The organism is Streptomyces himalayensis subsp. himalayensis, from assembly GCF_013778455.1.
Lineage (GTDB): Bacteria > Actinomycetota > Actinomycetes > Streptomycetales > Streptomycetaceae > Streptomyces > Streptomyces himalayensis.
Window position 1 is genome coordinate 187,851 of sequence record NZ_JACEHE010000010.1, and the last position, 24,272, is coordinate 212,122.

The 24,272-nt window shown below is 69.2% G+C and carries 25 protein-coding genes; 13 read left to right on the plus strand and 12 right to left on the minus strand.

The genetic code is table 11. The features are described from left to right. Positions 1-22: 22 nt before the first annotated feature. The 4 genes from H1D24_RS18365 (at position 23) to H1D24_RS18380 (ending at position 4,430) form a co-directional block, all read left to right on the plus strand. The gene (locus tag H1D24_RS18365; protein WP_309484367.1) at positions 23-754 is read left to right on the plus strand and encodes a Tat pathway signal sequence domain protein; all 732 of its coding nucleotides are present in this window, start codon (positions 23-25) and stop codon (positions 752-754) included. Between the two features lie 73 nt (positions 755-827). Next, complete coding sequence (locus H1D24_RS18370) at positions 828-2,135, plus strand: copper amine oxidase (protein WP_181658684.1); 1,308 nt, start codon at positions 828-830, stop codon at positions 2,133-2,135. Positions 2,136-2,238: 103 nt separating this feature from the next. After that, positions 2,239-3,489 (plus strand): DUF5919 domain-containing protein, encoded by a 1,251-nt coding sequence (locus H1D24_RS18375; RefSeq protein ID WP_181658685.1) that lies wholly within the window; start codon positions 2,239-2,241, stop codon positions 3,487-3,489. Positions 3,490-3,707: 218 nt separating this feature from the next. After that, positions 3,708-4,430, plus strand: a complete 723-nt coding sequence (locus H1D24_RS18380; RefSeq protein WP_181658686.1) for a 3'-5' exonuclease — start codon at positions 3,708-3,710, stop codon at positions 4,428-4,430. Between the two features lie 26 nt (positions 4,431-4,456). On the opposite strand, the gene H1D24_RS18385 is transcribed toward H1D24_RS18380, so the two are convergent. Next, a complete protein-coding gene (locus H1D24_RS18385) occupies positions 4,457-5,323 on the minus strand; it encodes an aminoglycoside phosphotransferase family protein (RefSeq protein ID WP_181658755.1) in 867 nt (288 codons plus the stop codon). Between the two features lie 205 nt (positions 5,324-5,528). Here H1D24_RS18385 and H1D24_RS18390 point away from each other — a divergent pair, with 205 nt between their 5' ends. The 9 genes from H1D24_RS18390 (at position 5,529) to H1D24_RS18430 (ending at position 14,607) form a co-directional block, all read left to right on the plus strand. After that, complete coding sequence (locus H1D24_RS18390) at positions 5,529-6,464, plus strand: carbohydrate ABC transporter permease (protein WP_181658687.1); 936 nt, start codon at positions 5,529-5,531, stop codon at positions 6,462-6,464. Further along, positions 6,461-7,303 carry a carbohydrate ABC transporter permease gene (locus tag H1D24_RS18395; protein ID WP_181658688.1) on the plus strand — a complete coding sequence of 281 codons (843 nt, stop codon included), beginning with the start codon at positions 6,461-6,463 and terminating at the stop codon, positions 7,301-7,303. The genes H1D24_RS18390 and H1D24_RS18395 overlap by 4 nt, the downstream gene beginning before the upstream one ends. Further along, complete coding sequence (locus H1D24_RS18400; RefSeq protein WP_181658689.1) at positions 7,303-8,595, plus strand: ABC transporter substrate-binding protein; 1,293 nt, start codon at positions 7,303-7,305, stop codon at positions 8,593-8,595. Before H1D24_RS18395 ends, H1D24_RS18400 begins: the two co-directional genes overlap by 1 nt. Positions 8,596-8,836: 241 nt before the next feature. After that, on the plus strand, positions 8,837-9,871 hold the full coding sequence (locus H1D24_RS18405; RefSeq protein ID WP_309484368.1) for an RNA-guided endonuclease InsQ/TnpB family protein: 1,035 nt from the start codon (positions 8,837-8,839) through the stop codon (positions 9,869-9,871). 425 nt (positions 9,872-10,296) lie between these two features. After that, positions 10,297-11,283 carry a CDP-alcohol phosphatidyltransferase family protein gene (locus tag H1D24_RS18410; RefSeq protein ID WP_181658690.1) on the plus strand — a complete coding sequence of 329 codons (987 nt, stop codon included), beginning with the start codon at positions 10,297-10,299 and terminating at the stop codon, positions 11,281-11,283. A gap of 338 nt (positions 11,284-11,621) precedes the next feature. Continuing rightward, positions 11,622-12,830 (plus strand): S8 family peptidase, encoded by a 1,209-nt coding sequence (locus tag H1D24_RS18415; RefSeq protein ID WP_181658691.1) that lies wholly within the window; start codon positions 11,622-11,624, stop codon positions 12,828-12,830. Positions 12,831-12,949: 119 nt separating this feature from the next. Then, the gene (locus H1D24_RS18420) at positions 12,950-13,498 is read left to right on the plus strand and encodes a DUF1697 domain-containing protein (protein ID WP_181658692.1); all 549 of its coding nucleotides are present in this window, start codon (positions 12,950-12,952) and stop codon (positions 13,496-13,498) included. Next, complete coding sequence (locus tag H1D24_RS18425) at positions 13,491-13,874, plus strand: nuclear transport factor 2 family protein (protein ID WP_181658693.1); 384 nt, start codon at positions 13,491-13,493, stop codon at positions 13,872-13,874. Before H1D24_RS18420 ends, H1D24_RS18425 begins: the two co-directional genes overlap by 8 nt. Before the next feature lie 115 nt (positions 13,875-13,989). Further along, positions 13,990-14,607: a mycothiol-dependent nitroreductase Rv2466c family protein gene (locus H1D24_RS18430; protein ID WP_181658694.1), complete on the plus strand. Its 618-nt coding sequence runs from the start codon at positions 13,990-13,992 to the stop codon at positions 14,605-14,607. A gap of 9 nt (positions 14,608-14,616) precedes the next feature. On the opposite strand, the gene H1D24_RS18435 is transcribed toward H1D24_RS18430, so the two are convergent. From H1D24_RS18435 to H1D24_RS43605, 11 genes are all read right to left on the minus strand, one after another. Then, positions 14,617-15,354, minus strand: coding sequence for a sirohydrochlorin chelatase (locus H1D24_RS18435; RefSeq protein ID WP_181658695.1), 738 nt, complete (start codon positions 15,352-15,354; stop codon positions 14,617-14,619). Positions 15,355-15,360: 6 nt separating this feature from the next. Continuing rightward, a complete protein-coding gene (locus H1D24_RS18440) occupies positions 15,361-16,311 on the minus strand; it encodes an ABC transporter permease (RefSeq protein ID WP_181658696.1) in 951 nt (316 codons plus the stop codon). Next, positions 16,298-17,089: an ABC transporter ATP-binding protein gene (locus H1D24_RS18445; protein ID WP_181658697.1), complete on the minus strand. Its 792-nt coding sequence runs from the start codon at positions 17,087-17,089 to the stop codon at positions 16,298-16,300. Before H1D24_RS18445 ends, H1D24_RS18440 begins: the two co-directional genes overlap by 14 nt. A gap of 44 nt (positions 17,090-17,133) precedes the next feature. Beyond that, positions 17,134-18,246 carry an aliphatic sulfonate ABC transporter substrate-binding protein gene (locus tag H1D24_RS18450; protein WP_181658698.1) on the minus strand — a complete coding sequence of 371 codons (1,113 nt, stop codon included), beginning with the start codon at positions 18,244-18,246 and terminating at the stop codon, positions 17,134-17,136. A 226-nt stretch (positions 18,247-18,472) separates the two neighbouring features. Further along, positions 18,473-19,807, minus strand: coding sequence for a sulfate adenylyltransferase subunit 1 (locus H1D24_RS18460; RefSeq protein ID WP_181658700.1), 1,335 nt, complete (start codon positions 19,805-19,807; stop codon positions 18,473-18,475). Between the two features lie 2 nt (positions 19,808-19,809). After that, on the minus strand, positions 19,810-20,760 hold the full coding sequence (cysD, locus tag H1D24_RS18465) for a sulfate adenylyltransferase subunit CysD (RefSeq protein WP_181658701.1): 951 nt from the start codon (positions 20,758-20,760) through the stop codon (positions 19,810-19,812). Then, positions 20,757-21,359: an adenylyl-sulfate kinase gene (gene cysC / locus H1D24_RS18470; RefSeq protein ID WP_181658702.1), complete on the minus strand. Its 603-nt coding sequence runs from the start codon at positions 21,357-21,359 to the stop codon at positions 20,757-20,759. Before cysC ends, cysD begins: the two co-directional genes overlap by 4 nt. Next, positions 21,356-22,069 (minus strand): phosphoadenylyl-sulfate reductase, encoded by a 714-nt coding sequence (locus tag H1D24_RS18475; RefSeq protein ID WP_181658703.1) that lies wholly within the window; start codon positions 22,067-22,069, stop codon positions 21,356-21,358. The genes cysC and H1D24_RS18475 overlap by 4 nt, the downstream gene beginning before the upstream one ends. After that, complete coding sequence (locus H1D24_RS18480) at positions 22,066-22,245, minus strand: hypothetical protein (RefSeq protein WP_181658704.1); 180 nt, start codon at positions 22,243-22,245, stop codon at positions 22,066-22,068. Before H1D24_RS18480 ends, H1D24_RS18475 begins: the two co-directional genes overlap by 4 nt. Continuing rightward, entirely contained in the window at positions 22,242-23,936 is a 1,695-nt protein-coding gene (locus tag H1D24_RS18485; protein WP_181658705.1) for a nitrite/sulfite reductase, read from the minus strand. Before H1D24_RS18485 ends, H1D24_RS18480 begins: the two co-directional genes overlap by 4 nt. Positions 23,937-24,072: 136 nt before the next feature. Then, on the minus strand, positions 24,073-24,156 hold the full coding sequence (locus tag H1D24_RS43605) for a putative leader peptide (protein ID WP_309471194.1): 84 nt from the start codon (positions 24,154-24,156) through the stop codon (positions 24,073-24,075). Positions 24,157-24,272: the final 116 nt, after the last annotated feature.

Here is a 24,272-nt window from a genome sequence, read left to right on the forward strand (position 1 = left end):
GGTGGCAGGAGCGGCCATCGCAGTGGCGGGTACCGCTCTGATGGTCGCCGTCACGCTGCCGGGCGAGGCGGGCGCGGGGGAGCCGGCGGACAGGCGCACGTCCGCGGGCGCCGCGCAGCAGGACGCCGTACCCCCGGAGGGCATCGTCGAGACCGCGCCCACCGAGGCTGACCAGGGCGTCGGCAGCGATCCGCTCACCGACGACGAGCTGAAACGGGCCGAGCGGATCGCCGAGACCAGGGCGCTGCGGTCCGATGCCCGCGACGTCGACGGGGACCGCGGCCCGCAGCGGCTGTCCACCAATCTCAGCGAGCCGGCGCCGGACGACACGGCGCCCCAGCGTCGCGCCGACGTCGTCTTCTACGACTACAAGACCGACGCCGTGATCACCAAGACTGTGAATCTCACCACAGGCAAGGTCGAACAGACGGATGTGGCGCATGGTGTGCAGCCGCCACCCAGCCAGGAGGAGCTGCGTGAGGCGGCACAACTGCTGATAGCCGACCCGCTCGGCGCGGACCTCAAGAACGACTACCGGCATGCCACGGACAAGGAGCTGAGCGGCCCGGCCCAGCTGGAGCTGAGCGGCATGATCTTCCGCAAGGAGACCTTCCGGCAGGTGCCGTCCGGCCTCGCCGACTGCGGAGAGCACCGGTGCCTGCGGGTGGTCGCCAAGGTCAGGAACGGCCCGTGGATAGACACCCGGTCCCTGGTCGTCGACCTCAGCGCCCGCACGGTCAGCCGCCTCGGCTGACCCGCCGCCCGCCTGCTTCTTCACGCCCCTTCTCCCGTACGCGATCTTCTCCTCCACGAAGGAGTCATTCCGCATGCCCGTCAACAGACTCGCGCGCGCCCGCAAGCGAGCAGCCCTCGCCCTTGCGGTCTCCGCGCTCCTCGGCACCGCCGTGACCGCCGCAGGCCCCGCCTCCGCCGCGCCCGACCGGGCACCTGAGGCCCCGGCCGCCGCCCCCGGCTGCAGCGCCGCCTATCGCATCGAGCAGACCCTCGACGGCGGCACCACCTGGCGTATGTGCTGGCACTACAACACCCTCTCCGGACTCGTCCTGGACAAGATCAGCTACCAGCCCAAGGGCGAGCCCAGGCCCATACCCGTGCTCACCAGCGCACGCCTCGCCCAGATACACGTCCCCTACGACGACGGCGAGAGCGAGTACGACGACGTCACGGGAACCGACTTCGGGCAGGCGCTGCAGAACCTGAAGCCGGGTGAGTGCCCCGGCGGCACCATCAAGACCGTGAAGGTCCCCGACACGGGCAATGTGAAGGGCCTGTGCACCACGACACGCGCGCGTGGCCACGCCTACCGGCTCGCGAACGACGAGGGCACCAAGGTCTGGCAGGCCCAGGGCAAGGACTTGCTCGTGTACACGGTCAACAAGGCGTCCTGGTACGAGTACATCACCGAGTGGCGGTTCGGCTCGGACGGCACGATCACCTCCAACGTGGGCGCGACCGGCAGCCTCTCGCCGTTCGACTACAACGGCGGCGACGGCCGCGGCTGGCCCATCGGCAAGGGCGCCCGCGCCTACGCCGAGAGCCACGCCCACAACGTCTTCTGGCGGCTCAACTTCGGCCTCGACGGCTCGCCCAAGGCCAAGGTCGAGCAGTACGACTCGAAGGTGACCGCGCCGCGCGGCAACGGCACGCCGACGACGAGGACCACCCGGACGGCCGTCACCAAGGAACTCGCGGGCGACGCCAAGGCCATGCGCTGGTGGCGCGTCGTCAGCACGGCCGGCAGGAACAAGGACGGCCACCCGCGCAGTTACGAGATCGTGCCCGGCCACACCGACAAGTTCTCCGGACGTCCCTACACCCGGCACGACGTGTACTTCACCGAGTACAGGAAATGCGAGCAGTACGCGTCCAACAACCCGGGCTGCAGGGACGGCGTGCCGACCAGTGTCGACAAATGGGTGAACGGCCAGGCGCTCAGGCATCCGGTCACGTGGGTCAACATCGGTTTCCACCACATCGCCAGGGACGAGGACCAGCAGCCCATGCCGGTTCACTGGCAGGGCTTTTCACTGGTCCCGCGCGATGTGACGGCTATGAATCCGCTCACTCCCGCGGACCTCGCAGGGGAGAACGGCCAGCCGGAAGAGGGGAGTTGAGAAAGGACCCTGTGCATCCGGCTGCACCGCCACCCGCTCCCGGAGTACCCTTCCTTGATCGTTGAACGGGGGAGTGCTCGGGGGAGCGGAAGGCGGTGCACGGGTGAGCTCGGGAGGGCTGGAGCTGCCCCCTGGTGACAGTGGTCACGAGGGGAGCTCCATGGACGCCCCACCGGGTGCGGTGTCCCTGGCGCGGCCGATGGAGATGGGATCTCAGATCGGACCCGAACTGGACTGGGGCCCCGACGCCTGGAGCGAGGTGCGTACGCGCGCGCAGCGGGCCGGTCGCGCCTACATCTGGCTGAACCTGGTCGAGCAGCGGCTGCGCGCCGTCGTGGCCGCCGTTCTGCGTCCCATCTACGAGCCCGTCCACGGCGACGACTGGGTCGTCGCGGCCGCCGGTCCCGCCGGGCAGGAGTGGGTGCAGCGTGCCGTCGCCGTACGGGAAGTCAGCCGCCGCAAGGGGTACTTGCTCGACCCGGCGGACGACAACATCCTGTCCTTCCTGACCCTCCCGCAGCTGCGCGAGCTGATGGTCCAGCACTGGCCCTGCTTCGAGCCCTACTTCGACGACCGGCGCGATGTCGAACTCGCTCTGGACGAGCTCGAGGTCACCCGGAACGTGGTGTCCCGCAACCGCGCCCTGTCCGGGACGGTCCTCGCCCAGGCGGAACGCGCCTCCGCCCGTCTGCTCGACATACTCGGGGCCGGCTCCGACGTGCCGTCCGCGCGCCGGCTGCCCGTGGACGCCGTCGAGGACCTCGTCGGCGACCGGTACGCCGACGTGGTCGCCGTTCATTCGGACCGGGTGCGGCTGCTGCGGCAGTTCCCGGCCGAGGACATCTTCGGCGGTGCCCGGCGCCTCGACGCGATCGGCATCGGCCTGAACCTGCTCGTGCAGAACTTCTCCGGCCGGCGCCTTGTGCGCCTCGCCGAGTCGGGCTGCCGGGTGCGGCTGCTGTTCCTCAACCCGGCGTCCAGCGCCGTGAAGCGACGCGAGCGCGAACTCGGCCTCAAGCGGAGCGAGTTGAGCCGGTCGGTCGAGATGAACATCCTGCACATGAGGCGTGTGCGCGCCAAGCTGCGCGACCCCGGCGCCTTCGAGATCCAGGTCTTCGACGAGACACCCCGCTTCACGGCGTACCTGGTCGACGGGGACGGCTCGGACGGCATCGCCGTCGTCCAGTCGTATCTGCGCAGGACCCGTGGGATGGAGGCGCCTGTGCTGGTGCTGCGCGGCGGGGGCCGGGTGGTCAAGGCGGGTGATACCGGCGAAACGGGTGAGAGCGGTCTGTTCACGACATACCGCGAGGAGTTCGAGGCGGCTTGGATTGATTCGCGACCGGTGTCCTGACGTCGGGTCGTGAGGTGGGTGTCGTGAGGCCGGTTTCCTGAGGCCGGTTTCCTGAGGCTGGTGTACTGAGGCCGGTGTCCTGAGCTTGTGGTGAACGGCCTCGCGATGTCCTTGTCGGCGCTCTGCGGCGGCGGGAAGCGGAACGTGCCCCTCTGATTGTCAGTGGCGGATGCGATCGTGATGGTCACTGGGGGAAAGCACTACGAAGGAGGGGCCGCATGGGCTGGCACCGGGAGCTGCTGATCGGCTTCGACCTGGAGACGACCGGGACGGATCCGCGCGAGGCGCGCATCGTCACGGGAGCCGTGATCGAGCTGAGGGGTGGGGAGCTGCTGGGGCACCGGGAGTGGCTGGCCGACCCCGGGGTCCCGATCCCCGCGGAGGCGGTGGCGGTGCACGGGATCACCGGCGAACGGGCAGCTGCCGAGGGCAGACCGGCCGACGAGGTCGCCGACGCGATAGCGGCCGTCCTCGTCTCGTACTGGCAGACGGGCGTGCCAGTCGTGGCGTACAACGCGGCCTTCGACCTGACGCTGCTCTCGGCGGAGCTGCGGCGGTACGGGCTGCCGTCGCTGCGCGACCGCCTCGGCGGTATCGATCCGGCCCCGGTCATCGACCCGTACACGATCGACCGCTCCGTCGACCGCTACCGCCGCGGCAAGCGCAACCTCGAAGCGGTCTGCACGGAGTACGGCGTGGCGCTGGACGCCGCGCATGACGCCTCGGCGGACGCCGTGGCCGCGGCCCGTCTCGCCTGCGCGATAGCCGACCGCCACCCGAAGATCGCCGGCCTGGGCCCGGTGGAGCTCCACCGCCGCCAGATCCAGTGGTACGCGGAGTGGGCCGCCGACTTCCAGGGCTTCCTGCGGAAACAGGGGAACGCGGAGGCGGTGGTGGACGGGGTCTGGCCCGTGCGGGAGTTGGCGGAAGAGGCAGTTTGAGGGGCAGCGCGTCGGGGCGCCGGCCGTCAGAACGGATACCAGCGCACCGTCTCGTCCTCGTCCCGCAAGGACGCCACCCGGCGGCGGAATTCGACCAGGGCTTTGGGGTTGGTGGGGGCGTGCTGTGCGACCCATGCGCAGCTCGCCGTCTCGCGGGCACCGCGCAGAACGCGGCAGCCCTCCCACTCGCGCACGTCCCAGCCGTACGCGTCCGTGAAGGCGCCGTATGCCTCGTCCGGCAGCCCGTAGCGGTCGTGGGTCAGCGCCATGACCACCAGGTCGTGTTCGCGTAGGTCGGAGGAGAACGTCTCCAGGTCCACCAGGACCGGGCCGTCGGGGCCGACATGGACGTTGCGGGGGAGCGCGTCGCCGTGGATAGGGCCGGGCGGCAGATGCGGCTTCAGTGCGGCAGCGGCGGCCGCGAAGCCGTCGCGGCGCTCGCGCAGATACGCCGCGTCGGCCGGGTCGATCGCGTCGCCCGCGAGCCGCAGCCAGCGCTCGACGCCGCCGAGCAGCTCGCGGCGCGGGAACTCGAAGGAGGGGGAGGGAAGTGCGTGCACCACTCGTAGCAATTCGGCCAGATCGCGGGGCTCGGCGGGCCGCAGGGCCACCGCGATGCGGTGCCACAGCGTCACCGGATGGCCGTCGACCAGGAGGGGATCGGCCTCGGCGGCCCGCACTGCCGGTACGCCCGCCTCCGCGAGCCAGCCCGCGATGCGCAGCTCGCGCCGCGCGCGATCGAGGAGTTCGGCGCTCCGGCCCACCTTGACCACCAGGTCACCGGCCGCGAACACCGCGTTCTCGCCCAGGGCAAGCAGCTCCGCCTCCCGTGCCGCCGCATCCGGCAGCACGCCCGCCGCCGTCAGCACGTCCCGCGCCCGGGCCTCGTCCATCATCCGCCTCCGCTCGATCACGCCGTACGCCCGCCAGTCTCGCATTTGCACAGGTAGAGACCGGTGAGAAGGGCCGGGAAGCGCCTGCGCAGTGCCTTGACGGCATCCGGGTCCGCCCCCACCATGACGGGGGCCGCCTGGGCGGCCGGACCGCAGCCGCACCGCATTCGGACCGTGACGAGCCGCCCCAAAGGAGCCGACTGCCGTGACCTTGGCGACCGCAACGACGCGGTCAACGAAGCGCCCGCCCGCACCCGACGGCGACCGGCGTCTGACCGACCACGGCGCCTGGTTCCTGGTGCTGCCCGCGCTGCTGCCCATCCTGGTGCTCAGCGTCGGCCCCCTGCTCTACGGCATCGCGCTCGCCTTCACCGACGCGCAGTCGGGCCGTACCGCACCCACCCAGTGGATCGGGCTGCTCAACTTCCGCGACCTGCTGCACGACACGCTGTTCTGGGACTCGTTCCGCATCGGACTGTTATGGGCGGTCGGAGTCACCGTCCCGCAGTTCCTGCTGGCGCTCGGGCTCGCACTGCTGCTCAACCAGAACCTCCGGCTGCGCTGGCTGGCGCGGGCGCTCGCGATCATCCCCTGGGCGATGCCCGAGGTCGTCGTCGGCATCATGTGGCGCCTCGTCTACAACCCGGACGCGGGCATCCTCAACGAGACCCTCCGCGACCTCGGCCTCGGTGACGGACGCGACTGGCTCACGAGCCTCGCGACCGCGCTGCCCGCCGTGATCGTCGTCGGCGTCTGGGCGGGCATGCCGCAGACCACGGTGGTGCTGCTCGCCGGGCTGCAGAACACCCCGCGCGAGCTGCACGAGGCGGCGGCCATGGACGGCGCGGGTGCCTGGCGCCGCTTCCGCACGGTCACCTGGCCGGCCCTCCGGCCGGTCGCGCTCGCCATCACCGCGCTCAACCTGATCTGGAACTTCAACTCCTTCGCGCTGGTCTACGTGCTGACCAGTGGTGGGCCCGGCGGCCGAACGCGGCTGCCGATGCTCTTCGCCTATGAAGAGGCCTTCCGCTACGGCCAGTTCGGTTATGCCGCCGCGATGGGCTGTGTGATGGTCGCCGTGATCTCGGTCGTGCTGGCCGTCCATCTGGTGGGCCGGCTGAGGGGAGGGGACCAGCGGTGAGCGTGTTCCGGACCAGTCGGCCCGCTCGCGCGGGACAGTACGTCGCACTCCTCGCATATCTCGTGTTCCTCGCCTTCCCCTTCCTGTGGCTGGTCTCGACGGCTTTCAAGCCGCCGCGGGAGCTCGGGAGTCTGCACCCGACCTGGATCCCGAAGGACCCGACACTTGCGAACTTCCGGCAGGCCTTCGACGAGCAGCCACTGCTCGGCGCCGCACTCAACTCCCTGGTCGCGGCCCTCGGGGCCGCAGTGATCGCGGTGGTCATCGCGACCCCCATGGCGTATGTCATGGCCCGCCGCCGGGCGCTGCTGTCGAAGGCCGCAACCGGCTGGGTCGTGGTCAGCCAGGCGTTCCCGTTCGTCCTGGTGATCATCCCGCTGTTCCTGGTCCTGAAGAATCTGCGGCTGATCAACTCCGTGCCCGGACTGATCATGGTGTACGTCGTCTGGACGCTGCCGTTCGCGCTGTGGATGCTCATCGGGTACGTACGCGCCGTACCGGCCGAGCTCGAGGAGGCCGCCGCCGTCGACGGCGCGGGGAAGCTCCGGACGCTTGTGTCGGTCATCGCTCCGCTGCTCGCGCCCGGCCTCGTGGCCACCGCGCTGTTCGCCTTCATCAGCGCATGGAACGAGTTCTTCTTCGCGCTCGTCCTGCTCAAGACCCCGGAGAAACAGACCCTGCCGGTCGTCCTCACCCACTTCATCGGTGCGGAGGGCGTCGCCGACCTCGGCCCGCTCGCCGCGGCCGCTTTCCTCGCGACACTCCCGTCCCTCGTCGTCTTCGCCCTCATCCAGAAACGGATCACGGGCGGCATGCTCGCCGGGGCGGTGAAGAGCTGATGCGTACCCGCATGTTTCTGGCCCTCGCGGCGGTCTTCGGACTGCTGCTCACGGGATGCACGGGCGACAGCGGTGGCTCCGGCTCCGGCTCCGACCGGATCACGCTCCGCTTCCAGTCGCTGGCCTGGCAGGAGGAGTCCGTCGAGGCCAACAAGGAACTGGTGGAGGAGTGGAACGCCGCCCACCCGGACGTGCGGGTCGAGTACGTCCAGGGCAGCTGGGACAGCGTCCACGACCAGCTGCTCACCTCCTTCGAGGGCGGCGAGGCGCCGGACATCATCCATGACGCCTCCGACGACCTCGCCGACTTCGCGTACGGCGGATATCTCGCCGACCTGCGCGAGCTGCTGCCCGCGCGGCTGAAGGAGGAAATCCCGGACCGTAGCTGGGAGACGGCGACGTTCGGCGACGGCATCTACGGCGTGCCGTTCCTGCAGGAGCCACGCGTCCTCATCGCCAACGCCGAGTGGCTGAAGGAATCCGGGGTCCGCATACCCACCCCCGAGGAGCCCTGGAGCTGGGAGGAGTTCCGTCAGATCACCAAGGAGCTGAGCGGCGACGGCAAGTACGGAGTCGCCTGGCCGCTGAAGGAACCCGTGTCGGCGACGCTCAACCTCTCGCTGTCGGCGGGCGGGCGGATCTTCCACCGCGGCGATGACGGCAAGGTCGAGGTCCGCTTCGACGCAGCGGACGAGGTGGTGCCGCGCACGGTCCACGACCAGGTCGCCGTCGACCGGAGCGCTCCGGGCACGACGCTCGGCATGGGCGGATCCGACACGCTGCCGGGCTTCTTCGGCGGCAAGTACGCGATGGTCCCGCTCGGGTTCTCCTACCGTCAGCAGATCGTGCAGCAGGCGCCCGAGGGCTTCGACTGGCAGGTACTGCCCGCGCCCGCTGGCGCCGACGGCCTCACCCAAGGCGTGAGCCCCCAGACGCTGTCGATCGCCGAGGACAGCGCGCACAAGAAGGAGGCGGCCGAGTTCATCGACTTCCTGCTCCGCCCGGAGAACATGGTGCGGCTGGCGCTGGGCGACTGGATGCTGCCCACGGGGAGGAAGGCGCTGAGCGACCCGGCGCTGCACACCGAGAAGTACGACTGGGCGACCGGCACGGCACTCGCCGAGCACCTCCGCTCGGCACCCGCCCAGTCGGTCCGTGGCTATCCCGAGTGGAAGGACAAGGTGGCAACCCCCGCGTTCCAGGAGTACTACAGCGGGGCGATCGGGCTGGACGAGCTGCGCAAACGGCTCGTCGAGGACGGGAATCTGGTGCTGGCGCGCTATCAGCGCTGAGCAGGTCGGCGGACCCGGGTATGGAGGCTCGAACGCCAGTCCCTCTGATCGCCCAGTCGAGGGCGATGGCCGGAAAGCAGAGTGATTGTGCGGTCGTCGCATCTACGCTCGGGTGGCATGAAGTTGGTGGTGGAGGTCAAGCTCCTGCCGGGGCCCGAGCAGGCCTCGGCGCTGGAGGCCACCTTGCGCGCCTGCAACCGAGCCGCCACCTTACACCTCCCGCGTCGCGTTCGAGCGCGGTGTGAAGGACCGCAACGGGCTGCAGAGGATCGTCTATGCCGACGTGAAAGCGGCGTTCGGATTATCGGCGCAGCCAGCGGTGCGGGTGGTCAAGAAGGTCGTGGACGCCTACACCGCGCTCGCGGCCAGCCTGGGGGCAGGAAACCTCGGGCCGCCGAACTCCCGGCGCTACCGCAAGGCCGTCGGCGAGCCTGTGGTCTTCCGGCCGGAAGCGGCGCAGCCGTTTGACGATCGCTGCCTGTCGTGGCAGCTGGATGCGCGGACGGTGTCGATCTGGACCCTCGACGGCCGCATGAAGAACCTCCGTTTCGCCTGTTCGCCCGACCAGCTCAAGACACTGGCCGAGTACCGCAGGGGCGAGTCGGACCTGGTGCACCGGGACGGGAAGTGGTTCCTGATCGCCACGTGCGACGTGCCTTCTCCCGAGGTGTATGAGCCAGCGGACTGGGTCGGTGTGGACCGCGGCGTCGTGAACCTGGCCACCACCTCCGATGGCACCAATTATCAGGGGCGGCGCCTGGGCCGTTACCGGCGCTGGCAGGCCCGCAAACGCGCCGAACTGCAGGCCAAGCAGACTCGGTCCGCCAGCCGACGCCTGGCCCGCCGCGCGAATAAGGAGCAGCGCCATGCCAAGGATGTGAACCACCGGATCAGCAAGGACATTGTGTCCGTCGCGCAACGCACCGGTCGCGGCATTGCCGTCGAGGAACTCGACGGGATCCGGGACCGGGTACGGCTTCGCCGCGACCAGCGGGGCACGCTGTCCGCCTGGCCGTTCCACCAGCTCGGGCAGCATCTGAAGTACAAGGCCGAACGGGCCGGGGTGCCGTTCCTGGAGGTGGATGCGGCCTATACCTCACAGCGCTGTCCGCGATGCGGGCACACCGAGCGCGCCAACCGGCCCACTCGGAACACCTTCTGTTGTCGTCGGTGCGGGCTCGCTGGCCCCGCCGATGTCGTCGCCGGGGTCAACGTGCGCGATCGCGCACGCTCGGCGTGGGTGTTCGTCACCGCACCCCTCTCCGCCCCGACCTGAATCAGTTGGGGCATGGGGAGATGCGACCCGTGACCGTCCTGTCGTAGGGGGCAGTCGGGAGCGCGACAAAGTGTGAATGACCGAGCGCACAACCTCGGAGTTCACGGCCGAGAAGGTGACGGAAGACAAGGACCGCGGCGCCCAACATTCTCGTGCGCCCCCCGGCCGCGGTCGTCGCCTGGTACGACAGGTGCGCCGCTTTGGTTGCACGGCGGTGGTGAAGCGATAGCGCACATTCGATAACGGTCGGGTCATTCGGTAACGCTCGGATAACGCAGGCCCGGCCCTCGACCGCCATGGACTCGGCCTGCTCTTTCGACCCGTTACCCCCGAGAAAGGTTGCACAGGCACCTTCTTGCTCCTTCTCTTACCGGCTTCCTAACGTGAAACCAACTCCAGTCGAACGCCAGGAAGTTGGCCGATCCATGCACTCAGAGATTCCGCCACTGCACGAGGTGCGCCGCATCACCCAGAAGAAGCGGGACGCGTGGTGGACCGTGCTGCTCGTCGACCCGGTCGCCACGCCGCTCGTGCGACAGATCGCGCTGCGCACCAGCATCACCCCGAACCAGATCACCTGGGGTGCGCTGCTGCTGGGGCTCGGCGCCGCCGGCTGTTTCGCGATGGGCGACTGGCGCTGGCTTATCGCCGGGGCGCTCGTCTACCACCTGAGCTTCGTCCTCGACTGCATGGACGGCAAGGTCGCCCGGCTCACCGGCCAGGGCTCGGTGTTCGGCGCCTGGCTCGACTACATCTTCGACCGCATCCGCGTGATGGCCTGCGCCATCGCGCTGATGGCCGGCCAGTACGAGCGCACCGGCGATCTGCGCTACATCTGGCTGGCGGCGGCCGTCGTCTTCCTCGACGCCCTGCGCTACATCAACTCGCTGGAGATCTTCAAGACCCGGCACACCATGCGGAAGCAGATCAAGGCGCGCATACGCCAGGCGCGGCGCAGTGAGGACGAGGCGGGCGTCGCCTTCATGGAGGACCTGCTGCGGCACAACCCGGAGCCCGACGTCGAGCAAGACCTGGCGTCATTGCACGCGCAGGATCGGCGCGCGGAGTCCGTGACTGCACCTTCCGGAATCGTCCGGATTCCCGAACAGCCCAAGGCTCAGGTGATCGACCTCCAGCAGGAGTTCCGGCACCGTTTCCCCGCCTATCTGCGGCTGCGCTCCTTCCTTCTGCGTCACCGTATCCGCACCCACCTGATCAGCGGGATCGAGTTCCAGATGGGTGTTTTCATCATCGGCCCGCTCTGTGACGCGGTGATCCCGGCGACCATCATTTCCGGCGCACTGCTGCTCGTCTTCGAACTCGCCATCATCTACAAGCTTCTGCTCTCTACTCGCGATTTCAGCCGGACCCTTGCCTCCTTCGAGGAGTACGAAGCCCCCACGGCGGCATGACCGCGACGGCCCCGCACCCTCGCCGGGGCCCTCACCGCCGTACCGGCGCCCTGAGCGCCCTACCCCGGCTGTCCGGTCTGCCGTACCCATGCCGATTTGTTATTGCGAAGCCTTGTTGAACGGATCACAGGTGTATGAAGGTCTTGATCTGACCGCGTCAATCCGTCAGGGTTTCGTGCCAACACCCGGAGATTTTCCGGATCTACGGGCGTTGATGCAGCAATGCCGACGGCGAAGCGGGCGCCGACCGACCTGACGAGGTGTCGGCGCCGACCGGAGGCCTCGCCCGGCAACCCCCCACATTTCCCCCCACAAACACCACGAGGAGACCCCTCTTCATGGCAACTCACAAGCGCACACGCTCGATGAAGCTGACCGCCGCCATAGCCACCGCTGCCACCGCAGTGGGCGTGTCCGTCTTCGCCGGCTCCTTCGCGGGCGCCGCCGCCCCGGCCGAGGGCAAGGTCTACGGAGCGAACGCCGAGGGCGCCGTAGCAGGCAGCTACATCGTCATGCTCGACGAGAAGACGAGCAAAGGAGCGAAGCAGGACCTCGCCCAGGAGTACGGCGGCACCCTGAAGCGCAACTACTCCTCCGCGGTCAACGGCTTCTCCGCCTCCGGTCTGAGCGAGACCGAGGCCAAGCGTCTGGCCGGCGATCCAGCCGTCTCGAAGGTCGTCCAGAACAAGAAGTTCCACATCGACGCCACCCAGGAGAACCCGCCGTCCTGGGGCCTGGACCGCATCGACCAGACAGAGACCGCGGGCGACGGTGCGTACACCTACCCGGACAGCGCCGGCGAGGGGGTCACCGCGTACGTCATCGACACCGGTGTCCGCATAAGCCACCAGGACTTCGGGGGCCGCGCCTCGTCCGGCTTCGACGCGATCGACAACGACGACAGCGCCGACGATGGCAACGGCCACGGCACGCACGTCGCGGGCACCATCGCCGGCGAGGCCCACGGTGTCGCCAAGAAGGCGAAGATCGTCGCTGTCCGCGTCCTCGACGACCAGGGCTCCGGCACCACCGAGCAGGTCGTCGCGGGCATCGACTGGGTCACCGCGAACCACCAGGGCCCGTCCGTCGCGAACATGAGCCTCGGCGGAGGCGTCGACGAGGCGCTCGACGCGGCCGTGCAGAAGGCCATCGCCTCCGGTGTCGCCTTCGCCGTGGCGGCCGGCAACGAGTCCACCGACGCGAGCGGGGGCTCCCCGGCCCGGGTCCCCGAGGCCATCACCGTCGCCTCCTCCACCGAGGCCGACGAGCAGTCCTCCTTCTCCAACTACGGTTCCGCGGTGGACATCTACGCACCCGGCTCGGAGATCACCTCCGACTGGAACACCGGCGACGACGCCACCAACACCATCTCCGGTACGTCGATGGCGACCCCGCACGTCGCGGGCGCCGCCGCCGTCTACCTCGCCGGCCACCCCGAGGCCACGCCGGACGAGGTCGCCAACGCGCTGACCGACGGTGCGACCCCGGATGCGATCTCCAACGCGACCGAGGGCACCCCGAACAAGCTGCTCAAGATCGTCGAGTAAGACCGACCGGCAAGTGGGGGGTGCGACGCCGACCCCCACTTGAAGGTCGGTCCAAGCCTTCGTGCCGCGGCCGCCGTGCCCACCCCCACGGGGCACGGCGGCCGCATTATCGTGTGTGGGTGACAACCAGGTATGCGGCGCTGCTGCGCGGGATCAACGTGGGCGGCAACAAGAAGGTTCCCATGACGGAGTTGCGCACGGTCATGGAGGAACTCGGCCTCCGCGACGTACGTACGTATCTGCAGAGCGGCAACGCCGTCTTCACCAGCGACTCGGACGACGAGAAGGCGGTCGCCGACGCGCTGGAGAAGGCCATCGCGGAGCGGTTCGGCTTCACCGTCGACTGCCTGGTGCGTGAAGGAACGTATCTGCGCCGGGTCGCCGAGGCCTGCCCCTTCCCCGCCGCGTCCCTGGAGGCCAAGCAGCTGCACGTCACCTACTTCTCCGAGGAGGTGGGCCCCGAACGGTTCGCGGACATCGACCCGGCCGCCTACCTTCCGGAGGAGTTCCGCCTCGGCGAACGCGCTCTCTACCTCTACGCGCCAGAGGGCCTCGGCCGCTCCAAGCTCGCGGACGCCCTCTCGCGCCCCGGACGGCTGCAGGGCATCGTCGCCACCAGCCGGAACTGGAACACCGTCACCAAACTCGTGGAGTTGACCGGTGCCTGAGCGCAACCCCGCCGTCGACGCCGCCATCGAGAGGGAACTGAGCCTCCTCGACTCCGAGGTACGCCGCTCGCCCACGCGGCTCGGTGCGCTGCTGCACGCCGAGTTCACCGAGTTCGGCGCCTCCGGCCGGTACTGGGACCGGGCCTCGATCATGGAGGCGCTGACCGTGAAGTCGGAGCCCCGCGTACGCCCCTTCACCATCTCCCGTATGAAAGGCGTCCAGCTCGCCCCGGACGTCGTCCACCTCACCTTCGACACCGACTACAACGGCCGCCGGGCACACCGCAGTTCCCTGTGGCGGTACACCGACGGGAGCTGGCGGCTGTACTTCCACCAGGCGACGCCGTTCGACGCGGGCGGCCAGCAGACGGGCTGACCCACCTGCGACCGGGGCCTCGCGCACAGGACCTGTGTCCCGGGCCAAATGGCCCAACAGAAGGCGGCACAAGTGGACCAGAGTCGGGGGCCACTCGGTCGGTAGCGTCATCGGCATGATGGTTGCCCCCACCACCCGTGTCGACTTCTACTTCGACCCTGCCTGCCCTTTCGCCTGGATCACCTCCCGCTGGCTGCTGGAGGTCGAGCGTGAGCGCGATCTCGACCTCCGCTTCCACGTCATGAGCCTCTATCTGCACAACATCGGCAACGAACTCCCGGACTGGTACCAGGACCTGGTCGACCGGTCGATCGGCCCGGTCCGGGTCGCGGCCGCCGCAGCGGAGCGGTACGGCGAGGAGGTGCTGCGAGACCTCTACACGGCGTTCGGCACGCGTATCCATGTGCAGAAGAAGGAGGACTTCGACGAGGTCATCGCGCAGTCGCTGGCCGAGCTCGGGCTGCCCGCGGGGCTGGGCAAGGCGGCACACGACCGGGCGTACGACGAGGCTGTGCGCCGCAGCCACGATGCCGGCAAGGACCCGAAGGCCGACGGCTATGTGGGGACTCCCACCATTCACGTCGATGGAACGGTGTGGTTCGGGCCAGTGCTCAGGGCGATCCCGCGCGGAGCGGAGGCGGCCCGCATCTTCGACAGCTTCCGCGTCCTCGCCGGCCACCCGGACCTCTTCGAACTGAAGCGGACACGCACGGGGAGCCTGAGCTTCGACTGAGGCAGCGCGTCAGGCGCCCAGCGCCGCAAGCGCCGGCACCCGTGCCTCGTCGTACCGCTCCAGCACCACCCGCGCCACCTCAGGCGCCGGGCCCAGCACTTCAGCCAGTACGTCCGCCTCGGCCGCGCCCCGTGCGATGCGGTCCGGCAGGAAGCCGGGGGCGAGAACGTACGGGGCGACCGCGACGCGGGTGCAGCCGAGGGCGCGCAGTTCCCGTACCGCGTCCTCCGTCCGCGGAAGGGATGCGGAGGCGAACGCAGGCCGCACGGCGCACCAACCGGTGTGCCGCCACTCCCGCGCGATTTCAGCGATCACTGCGATCGCCTCCGGGTCTGTGGATCCCGCCGAGGCCAGGACGACCCCGGTCGAGGACTTGTCGGCCGGAGTCAGCCCGGCCTCGTACAGCCGCCGTTCCAGCGCGGCGGTCAGCAGCGGGGAGGGGCCCAGCACCTCCGCCTGGTGGATCCGCAGCTGAGGCGGGGCCTCCCGGAGCACCGCCGGGATGTCCGCCTTCGCGTGGAACGCGCGGGTCAGCAGCAGGGGGAGGGCGACGACATCGCGTACCCCTTCCGCCGCCAGGGACTCCAGCACACCCGTCACCGAGGGGATGTTGAAGTCCAGGAAGCCGGTCTCCACGCGCATGCCTGGCCGCAGCGACCGCACACGGCGCCCGAGGGCGTGCACGGTCGCCGCGTGCCGCGGGTCGCGGCTGCCGTGGGCGATGACGAGGAGGACCGGATCTCGCATGGGAGTTCAGCTCTTCACGAGGAGACCGCGGTTGCGCAGCACCCACCGCTCCAGCGGGCTGAAGATGAGCAGGTCGATGGCGATACCGACGATCAGGATGAGGATGATGGCCAGGAAGACCATCGACATCGAGCTGGTGTTGCGGCCGTTCTCCAGGAGCTGGCCGAGGCCCACGCCCAGTTCGGGCGAGGACGCGATGATCTCAGCGGCCATCAGCGAGCGCCACGAGAAGGCCCAGCCCTGCTTCAGACCGGCCAGATAGCCGGGCAGCGCCGCGGGCATGACGATGTGCCAGGTGCCCTTCAGACCGGTCGCGCCGAGCGTGCGGCCCGCCCGCAGGAACAGCGGCGGCACCTGGTCGACGCCGGAGACGAGGCCGTTGGCGATCGAGGGGACGGCGCCGAGCAGGATCACCGCGTACATCATCGAGTTGTTCAGGCCCAGCCAGATGACGGCCGGGGGCACCCACGCCACCGACGGCAGGGACTGCAGGCCGGACAGGATCGGGCCGATCGCCGCGCGCACGAACTTCACCCGGGCCACGATCAGACCGAGCGGCGTGCCGATCGCCAGCGCCATCAGGAAGCCGAGCAGGCCTCGGGAGACGCTGGTCCAGATGTAGTCGAGGAGTGTGCCCTGCAGCCAGGCGTCGGTCACCTCGCCCCACACCGCGGACGGCGAGGGCAGCTTGCTCGGGTCGTCGACGATCTTGAACGACACCAGCGCCTGCCACACCACCACGACAAGCGCCACGGCCACAACGGGCGGCAGCACCTTCCGGACGAGTGTTTCCCGCAGCGGAGTACGGCTCGACTGGACCGTCTCCAGCGCGTCGAGACCAGCCTCGAGACCGGCCAGGTCGTGGTGGTCCCGGCCGTTCCTCCCGGCCTCCCTGGCCTGCTTCTCGGCCTCGTCGACCGGTTCGGCCTTGTCGACGGACGTCTCAGTGCTGGCCATGACGGCGGATCTCCCCACGCAGTTCTTCGGTGATCTCGACGGACAGCTCCGCCACGGCGGCGTCCTCGATGCGGCGCGGCTGCGGAATGTCGACGCGCCACTCGCGGGCCACCCGCCCGGGCCGCGACGACAGCAGTACGACACGCTGCGCGAGCCGCACCGCCTCGCGCACGTTGTGCGTCACGAACAGCACCGACACGTTCGTCTCGCGCCAGATACGCGTCAGTTCGTCGTGCAGCACGTCGCGGGTGATGGCGTCGAGCGCGGCGAACGGCTCGTCCATCAGCAGCAGCTTGCTGTCCTGGCCCAGCGCGCGGGCCAGCGCGACGCGCTGTCGCATACCGCCCGACAGCTCGTGGACGCGCTTGCCGTACGCGCCCTTCAGCCGTACGAGCTCAAGCAGCTCCTCGGCCCGCTCGCGGCGCTCGGACTTCGGAATCCCACGCAGCTTCAGGGCGAGTTCGATGTTCTTGCCCGCGGTCAGCCACGGGAACAGGGCGTGCTCCTGGAACATCAGCGCCGGACGGCCGTCCGTGCTGATGCTGCCCGCCGTCGGCCTGTCGAGACCGGCGACGAGGTTGAGCAGCGTCGACTTGCCGCACCCGGAGGCTCCCAGGAGGGTGACGAACTCGCCGGGCGCGACATCGAGTGTGATGTCGTCCAGGACGAGCTGCTGCCCGGTCGGGCCTGCGAAGGACTTCGAGACGTGCTCGATCCGGGCGGCGTGGTCCACCGCTGCGGTGTCGCTGTCGGCGGCCTTGGCGAGGGTGGTGGCCATGGTCGTCACCTCCTGGGAACTCAACGGTTTACGGGGCTACGGCTTTACTCGGCGCCGAGACCGGCGTCGTCGACCTCGGACTCACCCGCGGCCTTCAGCACCTTGTTCAGCAGCGTCAGGTCGTAGATGCCGTTCAGGTTCGGCTTCTCCAGCAGACCGGCCTTGACCGCGTGCTCCGCCTCGGTGTTGAGGGTGGAGGCCAGCGGGTCGTTGGTGATCTGGATGGACTTCCACGCCGGGTCGAGCACGTCGGCCGGCAGCTCCTTGCCGGAGTCCACCTTGAGCTGGGCGTTCGCCGCCGCCTTCGCCTCGTCGGGGTTGGCGTTGATCCACTTGTTGGTCTCGACGGAGGCCTTCAGCACGGCCTCGACGGCCTTCGGGTGCTCCTTGAGGAACTTCTGCGACACGATGATGTTCGTGATCACGAACTTCTTGTCGGGCCACAGGTCGGCCTCGTCGAGCAGCACCTTGGCGCCCTCGGCGACCAGCTTGGACGCGGTCGGCTCCGGCACCCAGGCGCCGTCGATGGAACCCGACTTGTAGGCGTCCGGCGTGACCTTGTTGTCGGTGCGGATCACCGACACGTCGCCCTCGCCGCTCTCCGCGTCGACCTTCCAGCCCTGGTCGGCGATCCAGTTGAGGAACGCCACGTCCTGGGTGTTGCCGAGCTGCGGCGTTGCGATCTTCTTGCCCTTGACGTCCTTCAGGGACTTGATCTTCTTCGGGTTGACCACGAGCTTCACACCGCCGGACGCCGAACCGCCGATGATGCGCAGGCTCTTGCCGTTGGACTTGGTGTAGCCGTTGATCGCGGGGGAGGGGCCGATCCAGCCGATGTCGATGGACCCGGCGTTGAGTGCCTCGATCTCCGAGGGGCCCGCGTTGAAGACGGAGTACTTGGCCTCCGTACCGCCGAGCTCCTTCTGGAAGAAGCCCTTCTGGTTGCCGACCAGGGCGGTGGCGTGGGTCAGGTTGCCGAAGTAGCCGATCTTCACGGCGTCGAGGCCGTCGATCTTCTTGGCGTCAGCGGCGACGTTCGCCTTCGAGCTGTCGTCCTTCGCGTCGGAGCCGTAACCGCAGGCGGCAAGGGCGAGAAGGGGCAGGGTCGCTATGACGGCGAGGCCGCGGCGTACGGCGGTGGAGCGGTTGGCAGGCACGGGAGGCTTTCCTCTCGTTGGCCCGGCGGTCACGGACTCTCAGGTCGTGGCCGGGAGGTCGGCAGGTCTTCGTCTGTGCAGGGAGTGGGGGGTGCGGGCGCGCAGGCAGTGCGCGTACGTCATCGCGCACATCGCGCCACTCCGCCCTGCCCGCTGCCGAGGGCGCCGCTGCCGACGCGGCCGCCCTCCTTCGCGAACGTCGAGAAGACGTCGGTGATGGTCATGTCTAGAAGTCCCACCCGTCGTCGTCGGCCTCGTCCTTGACCGGGTCCGGAGAGGCGAAGGACTCGCCGACCATGCCCGCGGTGAGCGTGGTGCCGTCGGCCGGGTCGATCAGGATGAACGAGCCGGTGCGGCGGGAGTCGGCGTACGAGTCGAGGGGCAGCGGCTCGGCGGTGCGGATCGTGACGCGGCCGATGTCGTTCGCGACGAGCTGTCCCGGGTGCGGGTGCAGGGACAGGTCGTCGAGGGTCAGCCGGGACGGGATGTCCTTGACGATCGCCTTGACGGTGCGGGTGCCGTGCTTGAGCAGCACACGGTGGCCGACGGTGAGCGGCTGGTCGGCGACGTGGCAGACGGTCGCGTCGACGTCCTGCGTGGTCGCGGGCGCGTCCTTGCTCGGCACGATCAGGTCGCCGCGCGAGATGTCGATGTCGTCCTCCAGCAGGAGGGTCACCGACTGGGTGGTCCAGGCGACGTCGACCGGCTTGCCCAGCAGGTCGATGCCGGAGATCCGCGAGGTGCGGCCGGACGGCAGCACGGTGACCGCTTCGCCGACGTGGAACGAACCGGCGGCGATCTGGCCCGCGTAGCCCCGGTAGTCCGGGTGCTCGGCGGTCTGCGGCCGGATCACGTACTGGACGGGCAGCCGGGCGTGGCAGTGGCTCAGGTCGTGGCTGACCGGGACCGTCTCCAGGTGCTCCAGGAAGGTCGGCCCGCCGTACCAGTCCATGTTCGCGGAGGGGTCCACCACGTTGTCGCCGGCCAGCGCCGAGATCGGGATCGCGGTGATCTCCGGGACGCCCAGCTCGAGCGCGTACGCCGTGAACTCCTGGGCGATCGCGGCGAACACGGACTCCTGGTAGTCGACCAGGTCCATCTTGTTGACGGCGAGCACCACGTGCGGGACGCGCAGCAGCGCCGCGATCGCGGCGTGGCGGCGGGTCTGCTCGACGACGCCGTTGCGGGCGTCGACGAGGATCACCGTCAGCTCGGCGGTGGAGGCACCCGTCACCATGTTGCGGGTGTACTGCACGTGGCCGGGCGTGTCGGCGAGGATGAACCGGCGCCGGGGCGTGGCGAAGTAGCGGTAGGCGACATCGATGGTGATGCCCTGCTCGCGCTCGGCCCGCAGGCCGTCCGTCAGCAGCGCGAGGTCCGGGGCCTCCTGACCGCGGCTGACCGAGGCGCGCTCCACGGCCTCCAGCTGGTCCGTGAGGATCGACTTGGAGTCGTGCAGCAGCCGGCCGACGAGCGTGGACTTGCCGTCGTCGACGGAACCCGCGGTGGCGAACCGCAGCAGGGTGGTGGCCGAGAGTTCCTCGGGCGTGGTCGTGCTCATGCTTAGAAGTACCCCTCGCGCTTACGGTCTTCCATCGCGGCCTCGGAGAGCTTGTCGTCGGCGCGGGTGGCGCCGCGCTCGGTGAGCCGGGACGCGGCGATCTCGGTGATGACCTGATCCAGGGTCACCGCGTCCGAGTCGACGGCACCCGTGCAGGACATGTCGCCGACGGTCCGGTAGCGGATGAGCCGCTTCTCGACGGTCTCGCCGTCCTTCGGCCCGCCCCACTCACCGGCGGTCAGCCACATGCCGCCCCGCTGGAAGACCTCGCGCTCGTGGGCGAAGTAGATCTCGGGCAGCTCGATGCCCTCGCGGGCGATGTACTGCCACACGTCCAGCTCGGTCCAGTTGGACAGCGGGAACACGCGCACGTGCTCGCCCGGCGCGTGCCGGCCGTTGTACAGGTTCCACAGCTCCGGCCGCTGACGACGCGGGTCCCACTGCGAGAACTCGTCCCGCAGGGAGAACACGCGCTCCTTGGCGCGGGCCTTCTCCTCGTCGCGCCGCCCGCCGCCGAAGACCGCGTCGAACTTCTCGCTCTGGATCTTCTCGGTCAGCGGCACGGTCTGCAGCGGGTTGCGGGTCCCGTCGGGGCGTTCGCGCAGCACACCCCGGTCGATGTAGTCCTGCACGGACGCGACATGGAGCCGCAGATTGTGCTTCTCGGCCGTACGGTCGCGGTACTCGATGACCTCGGGGAAGTTGTGTCCCGTGTCCACATGCAGCAGCGAGAACGGGATCGCCGCGGGAGCGAACGCCTTCAGCGCCAGGTGCAGCATGACGATGGAGTCCTTGCCGCCGGAGAACAGGATCACCGGCCGCTCGAACTCACCCGCCACCTCACGGAAGATGTGCACCGCCTCGGACTCCAGAGCGTCCAGGTGCGACAGGGCGTACGGACCGGCGCCCTCGGAGTTGTCGGCTGCCTCGTGGACAGTGGCCGCGGTCGTCATGCGAGACCCCTTTCGGTGAGCAGCGCGTACAGCGCGGCAGCGGACTCCTGCACGGTCTGGGTGTGCGACTCGATGCGCAGATCGGGCGTCTCGGGCTCCTCGTACGGGTCGTCGACCCCGGTGAGCCCCGAGATCTCGCCGGCCGCCTGCTTGGCGTACAGCCCCTTCACATCGCGCACGGAGCACACCTCGACGGGCGTGGCGACGTGCACCTCGACGTACGCCGTGCCCTCGGTCTCGTGGCGCTTGCGCACCGCGTCACGGCTGTCCGCGTAGGGGGCGATCACCGGGACCAGGGCCTTCACGCCGTTCGACGCGAGCAGTTCGGCGACGAAGCCGATGCGCTGCACGTTGGTGTGCCGGTCCTCGCGGCTGAAGCCGAGGCCCGCCGAGAGGAACTCGCGGATCTCGTCACCGTCCAGGACCTCCACGCGGTGGCCCTCGTCGCGCAGCCGGCCCGCCAGCTCGTGCGCGATGGTGGTCTTGCCGGCGCTCGGCAGACCCGTGAGCCAGATGGTGGCCCCAGTCACGTGCTTCTCCTGCCCCTGGTCGTTCGTCTCGTACGTCTCGTCGTTCGTCTGGTGCGCTGCGCTCGTCATTCGTGCAGCCCGCACTCGGTCTTGGCGCGGCCCGCCCAGCGGCCGGCGCGCGCGTCCTCGCCCTCCAGTACCCGACGGGTGCAGGGCGCGCAGCCGACCGACGCGTAACCGTCCATCAGCAGCGGGTTGGTGAGGACGCCGTGCTCGGTGACGTACGCGTCCACGTCGTCCTGCGTCCAGCGGGCGATCGGCGAGATCTTGACCTTCTGCCGCTTCTCGTCCCAGCCGACGACAGGGGTGTTCGCCCGGGTCGGCGACTCGTCGCGGCGCAGGCCCGTCGCCCACGCGTCGTACTTGGTCAGCCCCTCCTCCAGGGGCTTGACCTTGCGCAGCGCGCAGCACAGGTCGGGGTTGCGGTCGTGCAGCTTCGGGCCGTACTCGGCGTCCTGCTCGGCCACCGTCTGGCGCGGGGTGAGGGTGATGACGTTGACGTCCATCACGGCCTCGACGGCGTCCCGCGTGCCGATGGTCTCCGGGAAGTGGTAGCCGGTGTCGAGGAATACGACGTCGACGCCGGGCATCGCGCGCGAGGCGAGGTGGGCGACCACCGCGTCCTCCATCGAGGAGGTCACGCAGAAGCGCTTGCCGAAGGTCTCGGCGGCCCACTGGAGGATCTCGAGCGCGGAGGCGTCCTCGAGGTCGCGCCCGGCCTGCTCGGCGAGTGCCTTGAGGTCCTCGGTCTTCTGCTCGTCTGCCTGAATCGTCGTCATATCGCGTCCCCTCCACCGTCGGTGCGCTGAAGACCCCGGGCCAGCAGCCCGAGGAACTTCAACTGGAAGGCTCGATTGCATGCCGCGCATTCCCACGCGCCGTGACCCTGCTCGCTTGGACGCAGGTCCTCGTCACCGCAGTAGGGGCAGTAGAAGGGAGCCGCGCGCTCGCTCATGACAGCGACTCCTCGCTTGCGCGCGCCGCCCAGGTGGCGAACCGCTCGCCGTCCTCGCGCTCCTCCTGGAAGCGCTTGAGAACGCGCTCGACGTAGTCGGGCAGCTCATCGGAGGTGACCTTCAGGCCGCGGACCTTGCGGCCGAACCCGGCCTCCAGGCCCAGTGCACCGCCCAGGTGCACCTGGAAGCCCTCGACCTGCTCGCCCTGGTCGTTGAGGACCAGCTGGCCCTTGAGACCGATGTCCGCGACCTGGATACGGGCACAGGCGTTCGGGCAGCCGTTGATGTTGATGGTGATCGGCTCGTCGAAGTCCGGGATACGGCGCTCCAGCTCGTCGATCAGCGAGGCGCCACGGGCCTTGGTCTCGACGATGGCGAGCTTGCAGAACTCGATGCCGGTGCAGGCCATCGTGCCGCGCCGGAAGGGGGAGGGCTTGACGGTGAGGTCCAGCGCCTCCAGGCCTTCGACCAGCGACTCGACCTTCGACTCCTCCACGTCGAGCACGATCATCTTCTGCTCGACGGTCGTACGGAGCCGGCCCGAGCCGTGCGCCTCGGCCAGCTCGGCGATCTTCGTGAGGGTCGTGCCGTCCACGCGGCCGACGCGCGGCGCGAAACCGACGTAGAACCGGCCGTCCTTCTGCCGGTGCACACCGACGTGGTCGCGCCAGCGCTCCACAGGCTGGGCGGGCGCCGGGCCGTCGATCAGCTTGCGCTTGAGGTACTCGTCCTCGAGGACCTGGCGGAACTTCTCGACGCCCCAGTCTGCGAGCAGGAACTTCAGGCGGGCGCGGGTGCGCAGCCGACGGTAGCCGTAGTCGCGGAAGATCGAGATGACGCCCTCGTAGACGTCCGGGACCTCGTCCAGCGGGACCCAGGCGCCGAGGCGCTGGCCGATCTTGGGGTTGGTGGACAGGCCGCCGCCGACCCAGACGTCGAAGCCGGGGCCGTGCTCGGGGTGGTTCACGCCGACGAAGGCGACGTCGTTGATCTCGTGCGCCACGTCCAGGAGCGGCGAACCGGAGATCGCGGACTTGAACTTGCGCGGCAGGTTGGAGAATTCCTTGTTGCCGATGATCCGGCGGTGGATCTCCTCGAGAGCGGGCGTGCCGTCGATGATCTCGTCGGCGGCGATCCCGGCGACCGGGGAGCCGAGGATCACGCGGGGAGTGTCACCGCACGCCTCGGTCGTGGACAGCCCGACGGCCTCAAGGCGGTTCCAGATCTCGGGGACGTCCTCGATACGGATCCAGTGGTACTGGACGTTCTGCCGGTCCGTGATGTCGGCCGTGCCGCGCGCGAACTCCTGGGAGATCTCACCGATGACGCGCAGCTGCTCGGTGGTCAGCCGGCCGCCGTCGATGCGTACGCGCAGCATGAAGTACTCGTCGTCGAGCTCCTCCGGCTCCAGGATGGCGGTCTTGCCGCCGTCGATCCCGGGCTTGCGCTGGGTGTACAGCCCCCACCAGCGCATACGGCCCCGCAGGTCATTGGGGTCGATCGAGTCGAAGCCGGTCTTGGAGTAGATCGTCTCAATGCGTGTCCGCACATTGAGACCGTCGTCGTCCTTCTTGAACTGTTCGTTGCCGTTGAGCGGGGTGAAGTGGCCCACGGCCCACTGGCCCTCACCACGGTGACGGCTCGCCTTGCGGCGGGGCGCGGCGGAGGGCTTAGGAGGGGTGGCGGCCATGGTTCTACGTCCTTCGGGACAGCGGGAAAGCGGCTCTGACCTGTGCGTACGGGTGCATGCTCGATGTGCTCGAGACAGGCGCGTCATTGCGCAGGAAAGTCTTGAGACAGGGGGGGATTGCGGCGTTGCTGGACTGTCAGCCCGCCGGACAGATCGCGCTGGACATGCGGCCGAGGTCGACGTGCCGCCGACTCACCAAGGCAATTCCAGCTCGAGACATGACGGAAGCGTGTCACGGGGATCTCCGGACAGTCCACCGTCATCCAAGATGTGGACACCCTTGTCTCGCTTCATGAGACAAGGGTGTCGCCGGTCACACTGTGCTGCCGCCCGGGT

What these genes read in the sequence shown, in the direction of transcription:
- H1D24_RS18370 (WP_181658684.1), top strand. Translation starts at nt 828, where the DNA reads ATGCCCGTCAACAGACTCGCGCGCGCCCGCAAGCGAGCAGCCCTCGCC.
- H1D24_RS18380 (WP_181658686.1), top strand. Translation starts at nt 3,708, where the DNA reads ATGGGCTGGCACCGGGAGCTGCTGATCGGCTTCGACCTGGAGACGACC.
- H1D24_RS18385 (WP_181658755.1), bottom strand. Translation starts at nt 5,323, where the DNA reads ATGGACGAGGCCCGGGCGCGGGACGTGCTGACGGCGGCGGGCGTGCTG.
- H1D24_RS18400 (WP_181658689.1), top strand. Translation starts at nt 7,303, where the DNA reads ATGCGTACCCGCATGTTTCTGGCCCTCGCGGCGGTCTTCGGACTGCTG.
- H1D24_RS18410 (WP_181658690.1), top strand. Translation starts at nt 10,297, where the DNA reads ATGCACTCAGAGATTCCGCCACTGCACGAGGTGCGCCGCATCACCCAG.
- H1D24_RS18415 (WP_181658691.1), top strand. Translation starts at nt 11,622, where the DNA reads ATGGCAACTCACAAGCGCACACGCTCGATGAAGCTGACCGCCGCCATA.
- H1D24_RS18430 (WP_181658694.1), top strand. Translation starts at nt 13,990, where the DNA reads ATGATGGTTGCCCCCACCACCCGTGTCGACTTCTACTTCGACCCTGCC.
- H1D24_RS18435 (WP_181658695.1), bottom strand. Translation starts at nt 15,354, where the DNA reads ATGCGAGATCCGGTCCTCCTCGTCATCGCCCACGGCAGCCGCGACCCG.
- H1D24_RS18440 (WP_181658696.1), bottom strand. Translation starts at nt 16,311, where the DNA reads ATGGCCAGCACTGAGACGTCCGTCGACAAGGCCGAACCGGTCGACGAG.
- H1D24_RS18445 (WP_181658697.1), bottom strand. Translation starts at nt 17,089, where the DNA reads ATGGCCACCACCCTCGCCAAGGCCGCCGACAGCGACACCGCAGCGGTG.
- H1D24_RS18460 (WP_181658700.1), bottom strand. Translation starts at nt 19,807, where the DNA reads ATGAGCACGACCACGCCCGAGGAACTCTCGGCCACCACCCTGCTGCGG.
- cysD (WP_181658701.1), bottom strand. Translation starts at nt 20,760, where the DNA reads ATGACGACCGCGGCCACTGTCCACGAGGCAGCCGACAACTCCGAGGGC.
- cysC (WP_181658702.1), bottom strand. Translation starts at nt 21,359, where the DNA reads ATGACGAGCGCAGCGCACCAGACGAACGACGAGACGTACGAGACGAAC.
- H1D24_RS18475 (WP_181658703.1), bottom strand. Translation starts at nt 22,069, where the DNA reads ATGACGACGATTCAGGCAGACGAGCAGAAGACCGAGGACCTCAAGGCA.
- H1D24_RS18480 (WP_181658704.1), bottom strand. Translation starts at nt 22,245, where the DNA reads ATGAGCGAGCGCGCGGCTCCCTTCTACTGCCCCTACTGCGGTGACGAG.
- H1D24_RS18485 (WP_181658705.1), bottom strand. Translation starts at nt 23,936, where the DNA reads ATGGCCGCCACCCCTCCTAAGCCCTCCGCCGCGCCCCGCCGCAAGGCG.
- H1D24_RS43605 (WP_309471194.1), bottom strand. Translation starts at nt 24,156, where the DNA reads ATGTCTCGAGCTGGAATTGCCTTGGTGAGTCGGCGGCACGTCGACCTC.